The organism is Lentilactobacillus senioris (assembly GCF_026798195.1).
In the GTDB taxonomy this organism is placed as follows: domain Bacteria; phylum Bacillota; class Bacilli; order Lactobacillales; family Lactobacillaceae; genus Lentilactobacillus; species Lentilactobacillus senioris_A.
This window is the reverse complement of the sequence record NZ_JAPQEZ010000003.1, coordinates 129,710-144,918: the sequence shown is the minus strand read 5'-3', so window position 1 is coordinate 144,918 and position 15,209 is coordinate 129,710. Positions and strand designations below refer to the sequence as shown.

The window sequence follows — 15,209 nt, the reverse complement described above, 5'->3', positions numbered from 1 at the left end:
TAACAGTTTAACTGTTAGTTATTGCTTTTTTAGTTAAATTAGTACTCTACTGACTTAAATTCAATAGTTGCCCCAATTTCTTGAGTACTTGATCCTGCATGACGTCTAGCTCCTAACTGACTAAATGGAAAATGACCAGTCATGGTAGCATAGCGATTAGGCTTTGATCTTAACTGAAGATCTTGTTTTAATCTTTCTGAATCTACTCCAGTTAAGTATTTTTTCACTAATACTCGTACCCAGTTAATGCCGGTTGCCTTAGTTAAAAAGGCAGTTTCGGTAATTCTGATTGGTCGAATTCCAGCAAATTCATACTCCCCAGAATCCTGTTGTTCAAAAAGAACTTGAACTAGCCCCTGCCAATCATCAGTAGCTAATTTTTCTTTACCAATATTCGTTAAAGTCTCTTGATCCTTAGCGAAGTTCTTCATAGGCAGTTGGTAGTTAGTATTATATTCATGTGTTTCTTTGTGACTAGCTACACCGTAAGAAATAGAAGCAATGGGAATAATTTGAGTACCATCAATAAAGAAATCGACTGCTGTAGTAACTTTAGGACGCACTACTTGAGCAATATCTTGATCAGGTGGTAAAACAATGATCTTTAATCCTTTACGTTTTTTAAGTTGCTTGGCTAGGTAGTGTCGATTACCTGGCAGAATAATTACCTCGGGTTGTTCTAATTTGATAATATTCAAGATATTACCCAGTTGAATAGGCTCAATATATTGTTTATCACTAAGTTGCGGACTAAGTGATACCGCATTGGGGTTATTATTCATGATAATAGTTTTATAACCAGATTTATGCAATTGAATTAAGGTTTGCGAAGTATAATAATCAGCACCGGTATTAGGTCCTAATTGATTACCTCCGCGTCCAATTACTAGTGCCGTTTTCTTATCAAATGGCTGACTTTCATTTTCTAGCTCGTAGCTGCTATAAAAAATGTTAGTATTTTCTAGAAATTCTCCTGCACTAGGTTCAATTTCTTTATAGGTAACGTGATAATCATTAGCTTCATTTAGTTGTTCTATCGCTGAAATGTCCACTCTCCATAGTTCAGCTAACATACCATCACCGAATCCATACTGGTGACCAGTTAAAACGGCTTCGGCAGTTAATGGATTATCTTGCACAAATTTTTGAGCTTTTAAAAGTTGATTGAGCTTGTAAAAGTAAAATTGATCTATTTGGGTCAATTCTGCCAAATCATCAATGGAAAATCCCCGTCGCAAGGCTTCAATTAAGATTAATATTCGACTAGCTAGTGGGTGAATTAATTGGCTAATAACTTCATCATCATCAATAGAGCGCACACTGGGTAAAATGTCTCGTGGAGAAAATTGAGAGCTATGCATAGCTTTAATAATAGCCTCTTCAACGGTTCTGCCAACCCCAATGGTTGAGCCTACTGATTTCATTATGGTGTTTAGATGTTGATCTGCATCCGGAATATCTTCAAACGGCCAAAGAGGAATTTTAACCAAGATATGGTCTAACGTAGGTTCCATCAATGGTTTAATTTGACTGTACTTAGCGGGCAGTTTAACTTCAGCCAATGTAAAACCGGCTTCTAGAAAAGTGGAAATATAAGCGACTGGATAGCCACTTGCCTTAGCCGCCAAACTAGTATTTCTGGTAAAGAACGGGCTCACCTTGGTTACGTAAAATTCTTCATTGGTTCTACTCTGGGCAAATTGAACGTGACAACTGCCTGTAATACCCAAAGTGTCCATAATTTTGAATGTAGCAGTTCGTAATCGTTGATATTCTTCATTAATTAAGGTTTGAGTAGGTGCAAAAATAATGGAATCCCCAGAATGAATTCCTACTGGATCCATATCTTCGAGCCCAGATATTAAAATTTTATTTCCACTAGAGTCTCTAATTCCCACCATTTCAATTTCTTTATAACCCACGATGCTTTGCTCGATAGAACATTGGGTAATATAAGCGCGGTCAAAACTGTATTCTAATGCTGCTTCTAAATCATCTGTATTGAAACAAATAATTCTGCTGGTATCATGAATGTGCGAGATAGGTTTAACAATTACCGGAAACCCAATTTCACGCACAAATTTTATGGCTTCCTCATCTGATTCAACGGTTTTAGAGGCAATTACCCGCTCATTAATTTGAGTTAGTGTTTGGCGAAGAACATCATTATTGTTTACCGTTTGCAGTCCTGCTGGTGAAATTCCCAGTAAGGTAACATGGTGTTCTTCTAACACACCAGAATCAATTAACTGATTAGCAATAGTTTGGCCCTTTAATCCGGACACGCTAAACAAAAGCGCATCCGGTTGTTGGCGAATAATCAAATTAACAATGTTTTCCAAATTAATTTGCTGCATGAAAACATCAGCTGGTTGAATTTCGTCACTGACTACTGAAAATGGGTTATCGTCTAGGTACAATACTTTGGTGCCCATTTTTTTAAAAGCCATTAACTTTTCAAATGCGGCTGCGTCTAATTCATTTTCGTTTCCAATACTAGTTGCGCCACTACCGACTAATAAAACTTTATTAATATGTAGCACCATTATTGTTTCTTCTCCTTACCGCCATCATTTCAATGAAATCATCAAATAAATCTACTCGATCTTTAGGGCCTGGAGCGCCATCTGGTAAAAATTCCACTGAAAAAGCTGGATAGTCACGATGACGAAGACCCTGAATACTGCCATTAATAACATCAATATAGGTGATAAATAATCGAGAGTGATCCACGGAAGTAGTGTCTAATTCATACCCCTGCTCTTGATCAGCATAAAAAGTTTCATTGGTAATGATTTCTTTAATAGGATGATTGCTACCATGGTGTTCCACCGGTAACGAAAGTGCAGTAGCTCCATTCGCCCGTCCGAACAGTTGGTGACCTAACCCAATTGCCATCAGTGGCACTGCACTTTGAATCTCTTGAATCATGGTTAAAACCGAATCTGGTAAATTGTTAGGTGATCCAGGACCGGTAGACAAGACTACTCCATCAGGATCTAAATCCAAAATGCGTTCGCTAGTAGTGTTCCAAGGAACTACGGTTACGTTACAGTTTCGTTTGGCTAATTCCCTTAATATACCGTGTTTTAACCCAAAATCAACGACTACTACGTTATCACCTTCTCCTGGGTTAGGATAAGGTTTAGGCGTAGCTACTTGAGGTACTTGTTGATTAGTCAAAACCGTAGCAGTTAGCTGATCAAAGGCATGTTCATCATTAACATCTACGATACTAGCAGTCAGGGTTCCCGTTTGCTGTAAATGGTGGCGTAATTGTCTAGTATCAATACCGTAAATGCCAGGGATACCATGTTGTTTGAGGTAGCGATCCAAAGAAATTCGTTTTAAATGATCCGTAGCCAAATTTTCGTATTCTCGCACCACAACTCCCTTGGCAGTTGGCAAAATAGATTCGTAAGCATTTTGATCTAAGCCGGTATTGCCAATTGAAGGTTGAGTGAAAACAATAATTTGATTATGGTGAACTTGATTAGTAATAATTTCTTGATACCCATTCATTGTTGAATTAGTGATGATTTCACCAGTAGTAGTAGCTAATGAGCCAAATGCTTGGCCAGCATAACTGGTTCCATCAGAAAGAATTAAATATCGTTTTGTTGGCATAGTTTAACCCACCATTTATTTTGTAATTTCTACCGCATCTTTACCATCAATTTCACTTACTGTCACTTTAATTTTTTCTTTTTGAGAACTAGGAATATTTTTACCTACAAAGTCAGCTCGAATTGGTAATTCTCGATGACCTCGGTCAACTAGAACCGCCAAATTAATTAATTTAGGTCTACCAGAATCCATGATAGCACTTAATGCAGCTCGAACTGTTCGACCAGTGTATAAAACATCATCAACAATAACCACTCTTTTTCCTTCAATAGACACATCAGTATTATTATCAATGGTTAACGTAGCATCAGTTGAATCATGTTCAATATCGTCGCGGTAATTAGTTATATCTAATTCGCCAACGGGAACGGAGACGTTTTCTAATTGCTCTAATCGACTAGCGATTCGTTGAGCTAAATAAACGCCCCTAGTTTTAATTCCGATCAAGACGAGATCTTCTACCCCTTTATTTTTTTCGATAATTTCATAGGTGATTCGAGTTAATGCTCGTTGCATTGCCATTTGATCTAAAATGATTTTGCCCATTATGTTCTCCTTTACTTGTAGATATGCTAAAACCGGGAAGTGGTACTTTCCCGGTTAATACAATGTCATTAAATTTAGAATATGGAACTACGAAACGATTGTCAAGTTAGCTTTTATCATTTAAGCGTAATTGATCTAAGGTCTGCTTAAAAACAGCTGGTAATGGTGCCTCAAAGGTTAAAAATTCTCCTGTTACTGGATGGGTAAAGCCTAATTCCCCAGCGTGCAAGAACTGGCCATTGCCCTTTAAGGTTTTCTTAGGACCATAAATGGGGTCCCCTGCAATCGGATGATTAATGTACTTTAAGTGCACCCGAATTTGATGAGTTCTACCAGTTTCTAGTTGACACTCAATTAGTGTGTAGTGTTCAAAGCGTTCTAGAACTTTGAAATGGGTAACTGCTTCACGCCCGTTAGCAACGATAGCTTGTTTTTTACGATCTTTAGGAGACCGCCCCAAAGGTGCATTAATCGTACCCTCGTCTTCTTCAATAATACCGTGAACTAGAGCAATGTACTTTCTTAAGTTTGTTTTAGCTTTTAGTTGCGCAGATAATGATTGATGGGCGTTGTCGTTTTTAGCAACCATCAATAAACCAGAAGTGTCTTTGTCAATACGATGAACGATCCCCGGACGGTAAGTGCCGTTAATGGTTGAAAGCGGGCTATGAAATAAAAGTGCATTTACTAAGGTATGACTGGTATGTCCTGGCGCTGGGTGAACTACCATTCCTTGTGGCTTATTCACTACAATAACGTCATCATCTTCGTAGACAATATCTAAGGGGATGTCTTCAGGAATTACTTCCAAGGTTTCTGGTTCTCTAGCTGCAACAGAAACAAGGTCTCCTGGTTGAACCGTAGTCTTAGCTTTGACAACAACATCATTAACTTTGATAAGTCCAGCATCAATCATTTCCTTAGCTGCAGAACGAGACAAAGTTGGATCTAGTTCTGCAGCTACTTTGTCTATTCTTCCTGATTCGGTTGTGATTTTATACGTTTGCACGTTGTTAATCCTCTCTGATAATTAAAATGGCTAGCCATGCAATTCCAATGGTTAAAAATAAGTCAGCACAATTAAAAATGGGGAAATTGATAAAATCTAATTGAAACATATCAACAACGTACCCGTTAATAATTCGATCAAGTAAATTACCAATTGTACCGGCCAAGACTAATGACAGTCCTAATAAATATTTCCATTGATTATTAAAGTGAAGCATTAACACCGTAATTAAAATAATGGCTACGGTAGCGATCAAAATAAATAACCAGCGTTGGCCGATTAAAATACTCCAAGCAGCCCCATCATTTTGTAAATAAGTGATGGATAAAACATTTGTGATTACTGATTTGACCTGTCCTAAGGCTAGATTAGCAGTGGTTAAATACTTTACTAATTGATCTAGTCCAACTAATAAAAGCGCCAATAACCAATATTTTAGGATGGGCTTGATTTTAGCTGCCATTAAAATAGTCCTGTGATAGTTCCATCAGCACTGATATCCATATCTAATGCTGCAGGGTGAGATGGTAGTCCAGGCATGGTTAAAATATTGCCGGTAATGGCCACGATAAAGCCTGCTCCCGCTTTAATCTGTAATTCTCTAACTGTAATAGTAAAATCAGATGGTGCCCCCAATAGTTTGGGATCGTCGCTAAATGAATATTGAGTTTTAGCCATGCAAACTGGTAAGTGAGCATAACCTAGTTTTTCAATTTGTTTTAATTGCTTTTTAGCAGCGGTAGTTAACTCTACGTTTTTGCCACCGTAAACTTTTTGAGTTACTTTAGTTAATTTTTCTACTAATGAATCATTAGCATCGTAGATGTTTTGAGGAGTGAAAGACGTTTCACTATTTTCGATAACGAGATTAGCTAAATCAACTGCTCCCTTACCACCCTCGCTAAAGCAATCAACTTCAGCAATTGCTACGTGGAGTTCGTCGGCTACGTATTGATGTAAGAACTTCACTTCTGCTTCACTATCCGTGGCAAATTTGTTAATTCCTACAACGACTGGCTGCCCAAACTGTTGCATGTTTTGGACATGACGCTTTAAGTTAACTACCCCTGCTTTAAGGGCGGCTAAGTCTTCATGCTTTAATTCTTTAGCATCTTGTCCACCGTTAAGTTTAAGAGCTCGAATAGTAGCTACTACGACCACTACATCTGGTCGTTTCCCAATCGCTGGAGCGGCAATATCCATGAATTTTTCGCCACCTAGATCAGAACCAAAACCGGCTTCGGTGACAGTGTAGTCAGCGGTGGTTAAACCAGCTTGGGTAGCTAAGATACTATTGCAACCATGAGCGATATTTGCAAAAGGACCGCCATGAATAAAGGCGGGAGTGTGTTCTAACGTTTGAACCAAGTTGGGCTTGATTGCGTCTTTTAAGAGTAAAGTCAATGCTCCTTGCACCTTTAAATCAGCAACGGTTACGACCTCACCATCGTATGTGTAACCAATAATAATTTTACTGATCCGGCGTTTTAAATCTTCTAAGTCGCTAGCTAAACATAAAATAGCCATGATTTCAGAAGCAACCGTAATATCAAAACCATCCTGACGCGGAACCCCGGAAGTTTTGCCGCCTAGTCCAATGACAGTTTGGCGTAACTCACGATCGTTAACGTCTAATACCCGCTTCCAAACAATTTGTCGTGGATCAATGTTTAATTGATTACCATGTTGGATATGGTTGTCTACTAGTGCGGCTAAAGTATCATGAGCTTCGGTAATGGCATGAAAATCTCCTGTAAAGTGTAAATTAATATCTTCCATTGGCACAACTTGGGAGTAACCGCCACCTGTAGCGCCCCCCTTTAAGCCCATTACCGGACCTAAAGATGGTTCCCGTAAGGCCAGCGCAGTTCGCTGACCTAGAAGGGACAATGCGTCACCTAAACCAACGCTGACCGTAGTTTTACCTTCTCCGGCACTAGTAGGATTAATGGAGGTTACTAATACCAATTTACTTTTGACATCTTGTGAAGCCAGCGGCACGCTAACTTTAGCTTTATAATTTCCATACTGTTCCAGAGAATCAGTATTAATATCTAGTTTTTGGGCTATTTCAAAAATAGGGTCCATTTTAGTGGTTTGAGAAATTTCAATATCGCTTTTCATTGTTAAAAAACCTCCGAGTTAAAAGTTAGTTGTTAGTAATTAACTCATTAAGTTCGATGACCGAATTAGCAGGCATAATCAAATGATAAATCTTACCCTGAGCGATAAAACCAATTTGATGTTTAGACATACTTACCCGCTTTACTTCAGAAACGTTGACCACCAAGGACTTGGGATTAATTAAACGGCTGATAGACATTACTCCTTGGTCAATTGAAACGGTTCTAAACCGGATCTCTGCCCAACTAACTAAGCAAAAAAATGCTAAGAAGAATAACGTTATCCATTGAAAATGTGTAATCTCAAGCCATATAATAATGCCAACAAAGAAAATAATGAGAGTCCAGCTCCAGCAAATAATGCTGGATAATGGAGCTGGTTGGTACAAAAATTTACGTTTTTGAGTCGACATTGTCCTCCTCCAATCTGGTAAATACAACGAGGTAAAAATGATTAAATTATATACTGATGGAGCTTATGATCCCCATAGTGGTTTAGCTGCTGTTGGAGCTTTAATAGTTGTAGATGGTACCCAAATGCAATTTAAAACTAAAGTTAACGCAACAAATAACCATCAAGCAGAATTTTTGGCTGCTCATTTTGGGTTTAATGCCTTACAAGAATTAACTTTACCCGATCAACCCATCTTATTTTATAGCGATAGTCGAATAGTGATTGATAGTTTAAACAAGGAATATTCCAAACACTATGTTGAAGAGTTAAGCCAGCTCCTTCAGTTAGAAGATCAATACGCAGTGGTTGTCAACCAATGGATTGCTGATCGGCAAAATGAAGGAGCTCATCGTCTGGCGTTGCAAGCTTTAAGGAAATCATAACACTAATATTTTAGCATATTTTAGAAGCGATCACGCATTTGTTTGCTGTGGTCGAATTTTTTTGCCCCAGTATTGATAATAATCAACACGTAAAGCACCATTATAAAGTTTCCGTTTTTTAGTGGCTTTTTGGCCATAGGCGGTTTCGAAGTCTAAATCACTGGTTAAGAAATACTTAGACCAACTAGTCATTGGCTTAAAGACCTTACCCATTTGTTGGTATAACTGAGTAACCTTGTCCTTATCAGCCATTCGTTCGCCATAAGGAGGGTTACCCACTACTACTCCGTTAATAAGATCAGTCTTAAAGTCAGCAACAGCAACTTGTTTGAAGTTAATATCAGCAAAGACTCCAGCTTCTAAGGCGTTCTTTTTAGCGATTTCGATCATAGAACCATCAATATCACTAGCCATAATATTTAATTCACTGTCGTAGTCTGCCTTGGAATCGGCTTCATCTCGCAATTGTTGGGTTAATTGGTCATCAATTAAATCCCAGGCTTCAAAGGCAAAATCCCGGTTAAAACCAGGAGCGATATTTCTAGCGATTAAAGCTGCTTCAATTGCAATTGTTCCTGAACCACAAAATGGATCTAAGAATGGCATATCAGGATACCAGTTGGTTAGCATTACCAAAGCAGCGGCCATGTTTTCTTTCAAGGGTGCGGGCCCTTTTTCTACTCGGTAACCTCGTTTAAATAAACTAGGACCAGTAGTGTCTAAGGTAATCATGGCTTGGTCTTTATTCATGACAATTTCTAACGGATAAGTAGCGCCAGTTTCTGCTAAGCGACCACGACGATGATAAGCTTCGCTTAATTCGTCAACAATTGCTTTTTTAACAATGCGTTGAACATCTGGGACGCTGTGTAATTTTGAATTGTGAGAACGCCCCTCTACTGGAAAGGCAGCGTCCATTGGTAACATTGTTTCCCACTTAATAGCCTTAGTATTTTCAAACAAATCTTCAAAAGTAGTGGCCGGAAATTCAGTTACCACAATTTTGATTCGATCGGCTGTACGTAACCATAAATTAGTTTGAATGATGTCTTTTTCAGTTCCGGTAAACCGAACTCGGCCGTTTTCAACTTGGGTTTCATAACCTAAATCACGTAGTTCTTTTCCTACCAATGCTTCAATGCCGGCCGCACAAGTAGCGATTAAATTAAATTCCATTATTAAGTCCCCCTTGGGGTGTCAAATTTATTTGATGGTAATAAAAAAGTGGGAGCAAGCTCCCACCATCCTGTTAAGTGTAAATTCCTGTAAGCCATGTTTTGTGCTTAAACAATTCCAGGGCAATTGCTTAAGTAGTAATCATCTATCTCGAAGGTTTGCACCTTCCCCCCACACTTGGTTCAGTTTCCGTGTGTGAAGCTCCCCTACCATAAGTTTGGGTTTCCCGCTCGAGGGGTTTACCGCGTTCCACCAGAAAAGTTTCCTAATCTGTATCGTCACTGTGGCACCTTAAGGACTTGTTAGCATAGCCAAAGACCTTAGCATGAAGTCCGCCGTAACTCAAAATGAGTTCCCCGGCTTATTTTTTCACCGAGCACGAACACTACAGGCATCTCAGCCTGTGCGAGCATGGACTTTCCTCAGCCGACTGTTGCCGGCCGCGATTACTCACAATTTACACCATATTATATTATAGACGATGGGAATCGTTATTTCCACCATCAAGTTGTGAACCAAAAACTCTTCGTTCCAAATTAGACAACCGTTTAAGGATATCCATATTAGTTGCACTGGACATAGGTTGAGATGAATTACTACGAGTCATAGTTGATTGACCACCAACCGTGACTTGCTTATTCAATTCATCAACACGAATTCGAAGGCGCTCATTCTCGTCTTCAAGACTTTGAACTTGCTTACTGAAACTCTCATAGTCCTTAATAATATCGTCCAAGAAGCTGTCAACATCATTAGGATCATATCCCCGCATTTTTTGGCGGAACTCTTTTTGAAGGATATCGTTGGGAGTATAGTTAATATTTTCCATCTATCCATTACACCTCGTCGTTAATTTGCAACATATCATATAAATCATATCATAACTTAATCATCTTGCAAACTATTATTTAGATTCTCTTGATATTCTTCAGCAGTTTCTTGAAGATCATCAAATGTGATTAACCGGTATGGGTATTCACGATTTTCAGAAAATTTAACAATTCGCTCATAATCGTATTTAGTTTTACCGGGACTTTCTAAATCATATAGCAAGATTGCCTGATCAGTGTGGGTTAACATGAATTCTTGGTAATTTCTTAATTGTTCTGGAGAATGATACGGTTTATCACTGACTACCGCAGAAAAATCAACGGCCGTTTTAGTTTGACTCAGGGTCAGTTGATTAGCTTCGCCCCACTGATTGCCAAATTTCGCAAATGGTAACATCATAGCGGTTTGAAACTCCCCGGGATATTGTGATTTCAATTCTGTAGCTGCTTTTAACGCCCACTGTTCTGTTCCTAATTGACCACCAGATATAATCCAATCAACTCCATCTAAGATCGATTGTTCGATTGCATTTTTGAGTGCTACCATTATAATTGGTACTTTGGGATCTGAGTCGTTAAAAACACCTAGTTCGTAATTTCTATATCCGGTTATCCATAATCGGCTCAAAAAATCACCTACTTCATTTTGTTAAATTCCATTTGATTGCTATAATAACATTGTTCCCGATTTTTTAGTATTCACCCCACAAAATTAAAAAGGATGGTATTTAAATGACTATTAACTACCCCAATGGCCAAGCCTTTGCCTTGGATCGCTGGGAAACTTCTCATTCACCTAATAGAGTTGACTCCTTTGGTAATCGTGGGATGACGCTTGAAGATGAAATTAACAAAAGCAATCAGTACTATTTAGCTAACGAAATTGCGGTTATCCACAAAAAACCAACTCCCATTCAAATTGTTTCGGTAGATTATCCTAAAAGAAGTGCTGCCAAAATAAAAGAAGCTTACTTTCAAAGAGCATCTACTACTGATTACAATGGTGTTTATCAGGGATACTATATTGACTTTGATGCCAAAGAGACGCAAAATAAAACTTCATTTCCGCTGCAAAATTTTCATGAGCACCAAATTGAGCATATGCGTCAATGTTTAAACCAGCAAGGTATTTGTTTTGCTATTATTAAATTCGTAACTGATAAAACTATTTTTGTATTAAAGGCTTCGGATTTAATTAGATCTTGGGATGCTCAATTTAGCGGTGGTCGTAAATCAATTCCTCGAACAGAAATTGAAGCTAAGGCTTACAAGGTCGATTATCACATCAATCCCCTCGTTCCATATTTGAAAGCAGTTGACCAAATAATTAATTAAGTGTTTTAAAGGAGAAAAAATGCCACAAAATACAAACTCGGGGAAAAAGCCCCGTCATTCTCAGGTAAAAAAACGGAGCAAGCTAAAAACAGCATTATTAGTAATTTTAGGATTAATTGTTTTAGCTGGTGTTTCCGGACTGGGACTATTCGTTTACTACGCTCAAAGTGCTCCTAAAATAACGTACAATTCTCTTTCGAGTGATAACTCGACTAAATTTTACGATTCTAAGGGTAGATTGATTTCAAGAATGGGAGCTCAAAATAGAGATTACGTTAAATCAGCTAATATCCCTACGAATTTAAAAAATGCGGTTATTTCTATTGAAGATAGACGTTTTTATAAACACCACGGTGTAGATCCTATCAGAATTTTGGGAGCTGCTACTGCTAACGTTACTGGTTCTTCTCTAGGACTTCAAGGTGGTAGTACTTTAACCCAGCAATTAGTTAAATTGTCAGTCTTTTCTACAGCTGCTAGTGATCAAACCCTTAAGCGAAAAGCTCAAGAAGCTTGGTTAGCAATTCAAGTGGAAAATAAATATTCTAAGAGTCAAATTTTAGAATTTTACATTAATAAGGTTTACATGGGCAACGGCGTTTATGGTATGCAAACGGCAGCGGAATATTACTATAACAAGCCATTATCAAAATTGAGTTTAGCTCAATTAGCTATGATTGCCGGAATGCCACAATCCCCTACTAATTATAATCCTTATAAATATCCTACTTATGCTACCCAACGACGAAATGAAGTCTTACAAGCGATGGCTAAAAATAAGGTGATTACTTCCGCTCAAGCTTCACAAGCAGAAGCTCAAAATGTTCAAGCGGGATTAGCTAAGACTCATACTAAGACTAATACTAGTTTAAAAACGGCTAAATATATCGATGCTTACTTGCAAGATGCAATTTCTGAATTGGAAAAGAAGGGCTATAAAGTTAATAGTGGTTTAAAAGTTTACACTAATTTAAATATGAAAGCTCAAAAAAGTATGTATAAAACTGCTAATAGTAGTTTAACTATTGCCTACCCAAGTAAAAAGTTCCAATTAGGAGCCACAATGGTCAATGTTAATAACGGTAAAGTGGTTGCTATGCAAGGAAACAGAAAAAATAAAGTTTCCTTTGGGCTAAACCGGGCCGTCCAAACGGATCGTTCCAGTGGTTCTACTGCCAAGCCATTAATGGATTTTGGGCCAGCGATTGAGTACCTTAAGTACCCTACTTATCAACCCGTTAAAGATACGCCATACACGTATCCGGGAACCGATAAATCTCTAATGGACTTTGATAATAGATACGAAGGTACCATTACCATGCGAAAAGCATTGGTTGAATCTAGAAATATCCCAGCCATTAGAACTTTGGAAAATGTCGGAGTTGATCGAGCTCAAGACTTCTTAAAAAACTTAGGTATGAATTTTGATAAACCTCTAGAACTACAAAATGGGATTGGCCTTTATATTTCTTCTAAGCAAGAAGCAGCAGCTTATGCAGCCTTTGCTAACGGTGGAACGTATTACGAACCCTATTTAGTTAAAAAAGTGGTTCAATCAAACGGTAAAACCACCAATTATAAGAGTAAAGGTAAGCGAGCAATGTCTGAAGCCACAGCCTTTATGATTACTAATATGCTTAAAGGGGTTATGGACTCTAGTGACGGATCAGGAACTGCAGCTAAAATTAGTGGCTTGTATGAAGCCGGTAAAACGGGGACTACTCAATATCCTTCAGATTACCTTAATAAAGTTCCTGAAGGAGCTTCCATGGATGCTTGGTTCACTGGATATACTAGAAATTATTCTCTTTCAATTTGGACAGGGTATGATCGTCAGTTTAAAGCTGGTCATTATATTACTCAGGAGCAAAGCAAGATTTCTCAAGAATATTATAGAGAAGTCATGGCAACCGCTTCTGCTAACAAGGATAACCTGGATTGGCAACAACCAGGAGATGTAGTTCAAACCGAAAAGAATGGTAATACTGAATACTATGTTGCTGGCTATCCAGGAACTAGTACTGATAGCAGTTCTAGTCAAGCCGGAGCGGCGGCTTATTCCGATGCTACAGCTGCCGCTACTAGTAGCAGTGCTAACTCACAGGTTACCGAACCCACTACTAATGGCACTACTAATAATAATTCTAATAATTATGGTGGTTCTACCTCATCTAACCAAACCCAGGAACCTTCGGGATCAGGTGGTAACGGCAACGGTGGCGGTACTGATGATAATGACAACACTACCGCAGATTCTAGCTCCGATGCAACGGCTAGTTCCGATTCAACCGCTACGGCAGATAATTCGGATAGTTCTGCTGACAACACCCAAACAGATTCTAATGCCAATGCTGATACTGATAAAAATGCCGGCACTACCGATGATAATAATTAAATAAAAAAGATCCTCTCTAAAATTTTTTAGAGAGGATCTTTTTTATTGATCTGTTAAATTAATCAATGGAATATCTGGTCCGTTATAATTATTTAAATCATTTTCTTTGCTAGAATGAGAATTTTGATTTTTAGCATTTTCTACTTGAGCTGCCGTTTTTAGATTCTTTTTTTCCCAGTTCATTAGAATTCGGTCCATATATTTAAGATTATAAACCTGGTTTAAAACAGCTTCTTTCAGGGCCAAGTTAATTATTTCAGGAGAATAATGGTCTAAATCCAGCCATTGACTAACCGTTTCCATTTCAATCGGAGATAAAGTTCGACCAAATTCTTTTTCAAGGCTACCAAATAACATTTGGCGATTTAATTTAACCGCTGAACTATTTGAAGAACTTTTAACGGTTGTAGCCGGTTCTGATTTGGTTTCTTGAGTAGTAATTAACGCGTTTAATTTAACGTATAAAGGTGCAAAATCGTATCCATCCACCTGTTTGCCATCAACCGTTTCAGAAATGATCATCATTAATTTTTTTTCAATCAATTGATGAAACAAACTAAAGATCTGCTTTTCTGTTAACCCCATTTGATTAGCAACTTGCTTAGCATTTGGCATTAATACCTTAGTTGAATCGTTTTGTTTAATTAACAAATACAATACTAATTCATCAGTGGTCATCCCTAATTGTCTGAAATTTTGGAGAACCACATTAGAAATATTAGTAGTGCCAGCATTAATTAATTGTTGAGCTAATTGATCCATTTAATCATCCCTTCTGACTAAAAACGGAGCTAAATAATAACTTATCTAGCCCCGCTTTATTTATACGTTAGTTATTAATTTACTTAATTTACCATTCTTAAATTGGTAGATTGCGTAACAGAGTTGTTTCTTTTGGTTTAAGTAACTAACGGACCAATACGGTTTTTCTTTAGTTAGAGTTAAACTCACGTTTAAAATTTTACTAGGTTTTCTAGTCTGAGTTACTTTTTGAGTAATACTAGCTTCAGAGATCCCTGCTGATTGGTTTAAAACCGTTACATGGCCTCCTTTTTTAGCAACTATAACGTAGACTTTCTTTCCCTGATCAGTATTACCAGCAACACTATAATAGGTTTGTCCTAAGTTAGAAGAATAAAAGTTAGTGGTTTTAGTTACTTTACCGTATTTTTTAGCAATAGCTACAGTTTGAGCTTTGGCAGTTCGCATTGGTCTAGTAGCAGTAGTTAAAACTACTACGGATGCAAAGATAATAATTAGGATGACTCCGGTAATTATTAATGGGACTCTACTGCCCCGTTTAATTCTGGTTTGACGTTGACGTTGCATGG

At 38.0% G+C, this 15,209-nt stretch carries 15 protein-coding genes and 1 other RNA gene; 3 read left to right on the top strand and 13 right to left on the bottom strand.

Annotation, left to right across the window (positions count from 1 at the left end; genetic code table 11):
• Nucleotides 1-38 precede the first annotated feature (38 nt).
• The 7 genes from OXT66_RS04755 to OXT66_RS04725 all read right to left on the bottom strand — a co-directional run bounded on the left by OXT66_RS04755 (nt 39) and on the right by OXT66_RS04725 (nt 7,718).
• Entirely contained in the window at nt 39-2,546 is a 2,508-nt protein-coding gene (locus OXT66_RS04755) for an ATP-grasp domain-containing protein (RefSeq protein WP_268596202.1), read from the bottom strand.
• The gene (locus OXT66_RS04750) at nt 2,530-3,627 is read right to left on the bottom strand and encodes a carbamoyl phosphate synthase small subunit (protein ID WP_268596200.1); all 1,098 of its coding nucleotides are present in this window, start codon (nt 3,625-3,627) and stop codon (nt 2,530-2,532) included. The genes OXT66_RS04755 and OXT66_RS04750 overlap by 17 nt, the downstream gene beginning before the upstream one ends.
• Before the next feature lie 15 nt (nt 3,628-3,642).
• A complete protein-coding gene (gene pyrR / locus OXT66_RS04745) occupies nt 3,643-4,173 on the bottom strand; it encodes a bifunctional pyr operon transcriptional regulator/uracil phosphoribosyltransferase PyrR (RefSeq protein ID WP_268596198.1) in 531 nt (176 codons plus the stop codon).
• A gap of 106 nt (nt 4,174-4,279) precedes the next feature.
• Nucleotides 4,280-5,182 (bottom strand): RluA family pseudouridine synthase, encoded by a 903-nt coding sequence (locus OXT66_RS04740; RefSeq protein WP_268596195.1) that lies wholly within the window; start codon nt 5,180-5,182, stop codon nt 4,280-4,282.
• A 4-nt stretch (nt 5,183-5,186) separates the two neighbouring features.
• Nucleotides 5,187-5,645 (bottom strand): signal peptidase II, encoded by a 459-nt coding sequence (gene lspA, locus OXT66_RS04735; RefSeq protein WP_268596193.1) that lies wholly within the window; start codon nt 5,643-5,645, stop codon nt 5,187-5,189.
• Entirely contained in the window at nt 5,645-7,306 is a 1,662-nt protein-coding gene (locus tag OXT66_RS04730; RefSeq protein WP_268596191.1) for a formate--tetrahydrofolate ligase, read from the bottom strand. Before OXT66_RS04730 ends, lspA begins: the two co-directional genes overlap by 1 nt.
• Before the next feature lie 25 nt (nt 7,307-7,331).
• Complete coding sequence (locus OXT66_RS04725) at nt 7,332-7,718, bottom strand: EbsA family protein (RefSeq protein ID WP_268596189.1); 387 nt, start codon at nt 7,716-7,718, stop codon at nt 7,332-7,334.
• Nucleotides 7,719-7,755: 37 nt separating this feature from the next.
• Here OXT66_RS04725 and OXT66_RS04720 point away from each other — a divergent pair, with 37 nt between their 5' ends.
• The gene (locus tag OXT66_RS04720; RefSeq protein ID WP_268596187.1) at nt 7,756-8,142 is read left to right on the top strand and encodes a ribonuclease HI family protein; all 387 of its coding nucleotides are present in this window, start codon (nt 7,756-7,758) and stop codon (nt 8,140-8,142) included.
• A gap of 30 nt (nt 8,143-8,172) precedes the next feature.
• On the opposite strand, the gene OXT66_RS04715 is transcribed toward OXT66_RS04720, so the two are convergent.
• The 4 genes from OXT66_RS04715 to OXT66_RS04700 all read right to left on the bottom strand — a co-directional run bounded on the left by OXT66_RS04715 (nt 8,173) and on the right by OXT66_RS04700 (nt 10,776).
• Entirely contained in the window at nt 8,173-9,318 is a 1,146-nt protein-coding gene (locus tag OXT66_RS04715) for a THUMP domain-containing class I SAM-dependent RNA methyltransferase (protein ID WP_268596185.1), read from the bottom strand.
• An 85-nt stretch (nt 9,319-9,403) separates the two neighbouring features.
• Nucleotides 9,404-9,776: RNase P RNA component class B (gene rnpB / locus OXT66_RS04710), an RNA gene on the bottom strand.
• Between the two features lie 14 nt (nt 9,777-9,790).
• Nucleotides 9,791-10,147 carry a cell division regulator GpsB gene (gpsB, locus tag OXT66_RS04705; RefSeq protein WP_268596183.1) on the bottom strand — a complete coding sequence of 119 codons (357 nt, stop codon included), beginning with the start codon at nt 10,145-10,147 and terminating at the stop codon, nt 9,791-9,793.
• Between the two features lie 56 nt (nt 10,148-10,203).
• The gene (locus OXT66_RS04700) at nt 10,204-10,776 is read right to left on the bottom strand and encodes a DUF1273 domain-containing protein (protein ID WP_268596181.1); all 573 of its coding nucleotides are present in this window, start codon (nt 10,774-10,776) and stop codon (nt 10,204-10,206) included.
• Nucleotides 10,777-10,880: 104 nt separating this feature from the next.
• Here OXT66_RS04700 and recU point away from each other — a divergent pair, with 104 nt between their 5' ends.
• Both recU and OXT66_RS04690 read left to right on the top strand, forming a co-directional pair.
• On the top strand, nt 10,881-11,483 hold the full coding sequence (gene recU, locus OXT66_RS04695) for a Holliday junction resolvase RecU (protein ID WP_268596179.1): 603 nt from the start codon (nt 10,881-10,883) through the stop codon (nt 11,481-11,483).
• A gap of 19 nt (nt 11,484-11,502) precedes the next feature.
• Nucleotides 11,503-13,878 (top strand): PBP1A family penicillin-binding protein, encoded by a 2,376-nt coding sequence (locus OXT66_RS04690; RefSeq protein WP_268596177.1) that lies wholly within the window; start codon nt 11,503-11,505, stop codon nt 13,876-13,878.
• Nucleotides 13,879-13,920: 42 nt separating this feature from the next.
• Here OXT66_RS04690 and OXT66_RS04685 read toward each other — a convergent pair whose 3' ends face one another.
• The gene (locus tag OXT66_RS04685; RefSeq protein WP_268596174.1) at nt 13,921-14,640 is read right to left on the bottom strand and encodes a DnaD domain-containing protein; all 720 of its coding nucleotides are present in this window, start codon (nt 14,638-14,640) and stop codon (nt 13,921-13,923) included.
• 60 nt (nt 14,641-14,700) lie between these two features.
• Entirely contained in the window at nt 14,701-15,207 is a 507-nt protein-coding gene (locus OXT66_RS04680) for a DUF5590 domain-containing protein (RefSeq protein ID WP_268596172.1), read from the bottom strand.
• Nucleotides 15,208-15,209: the final 2 nt, after the last annotated feature.

What these genes read in the sequence shown, in the direction of transcription:
- gpsB (WP_268596183.1), bottom strand. Translation starts at nt 10,147, where the DNA reads ATGGAAAATATTAACTATACTCCCAACGATATCCTTCAAAAAGAGTTC.
- OXT66_RS04715 (WP_268596185.1), bottom strand. Translation starts at nt 9,318, where the DNA reads ATGGAATTTAATTTAATCGCTACTTGTGCGGCCGGCATTGAAGCATTG.
- OXT66_RS04730 (WP_268596191.1), bottom strand. Translation starts at nt 7,306, where the DNA reads ATGAAAAGCGATATTGAAATTTCTCAAACCACTAAAATGGACCCTATT.
- OXT66_RS04690 (WP_268596177.1), top strand. Translation starts at nt 11,503, where the DNA reads ATGCCACAAAATACAAACTCGGGGAAAAAGCCCCGTCATTCTCAGGTA.
- recU (WP_268596179.1), top strand. Translation starts at nt 10,881, where the DNA reads ATGACTATTAACTACCCCAATGGCCAAGCCTTTGCCTTGGATCGCTGG.
- OXT66_RS04720 (WP_268596187.1), top strand. Translation starts at nt 7,756, where the DNA reads ATGATTAAATTATATACTGATGGAGCTTATGATCCCCATAGTGGTTTA.
- OXT66_RS04750 (WP_268596200.1), bottom strand. Translation starts at nt 3,627, where the DNA reads ATGCCAACAAAACGATATTTAATTCTTTCTGATGGAACCAGTTATGCT.
- OXT66_RS04685 (WP_268596174.1), bottom strand. Translation starts at nt 14,640, where the DNA reads ATGGATCAATTAGCTCAACAATTAATTAATGCTGGCACTACTAATATT.
- pyrR (WP_268596198.1), bottom strand. Translation starts at nt 4,173, where the DNA reads ATGGGCAAAATCATTTTAGATCAAATGGCAATGCAACGAGCATTAACT.
- OXT66_RS04755 (WP_268596202.1), bottom strand. Translation starts at nt 2,546, where the DNA reads ATGGTGCTACATATTAATAAAGTTTTATTAGTCGGTAGTGGCGCAACT.
- OXT66_RS04725 (WP_268596189.1), bottom strand. Translation starts at nt 7,718, where the DNA reads ATGTCGACTCAAAAACGTAAATTTTTGTACCAACCAGCTCCATTATCC.
- lspA (WP_268596193.1), bottom strand. Translation starts at nt 5,645, where the DNA reads ATGGCAGCTAAAATCAAGCCCATCCTAAAATATTGGTTATTGGCGCTT.
- OXT66_RS04680 (WP_268596172.1), bottom strand. Translation starts at nt 15,207, where the DNA reads ATGCAACGTCAACGTCAAACCAGAATTAAACGGGGCAGTAGAGTCCCA.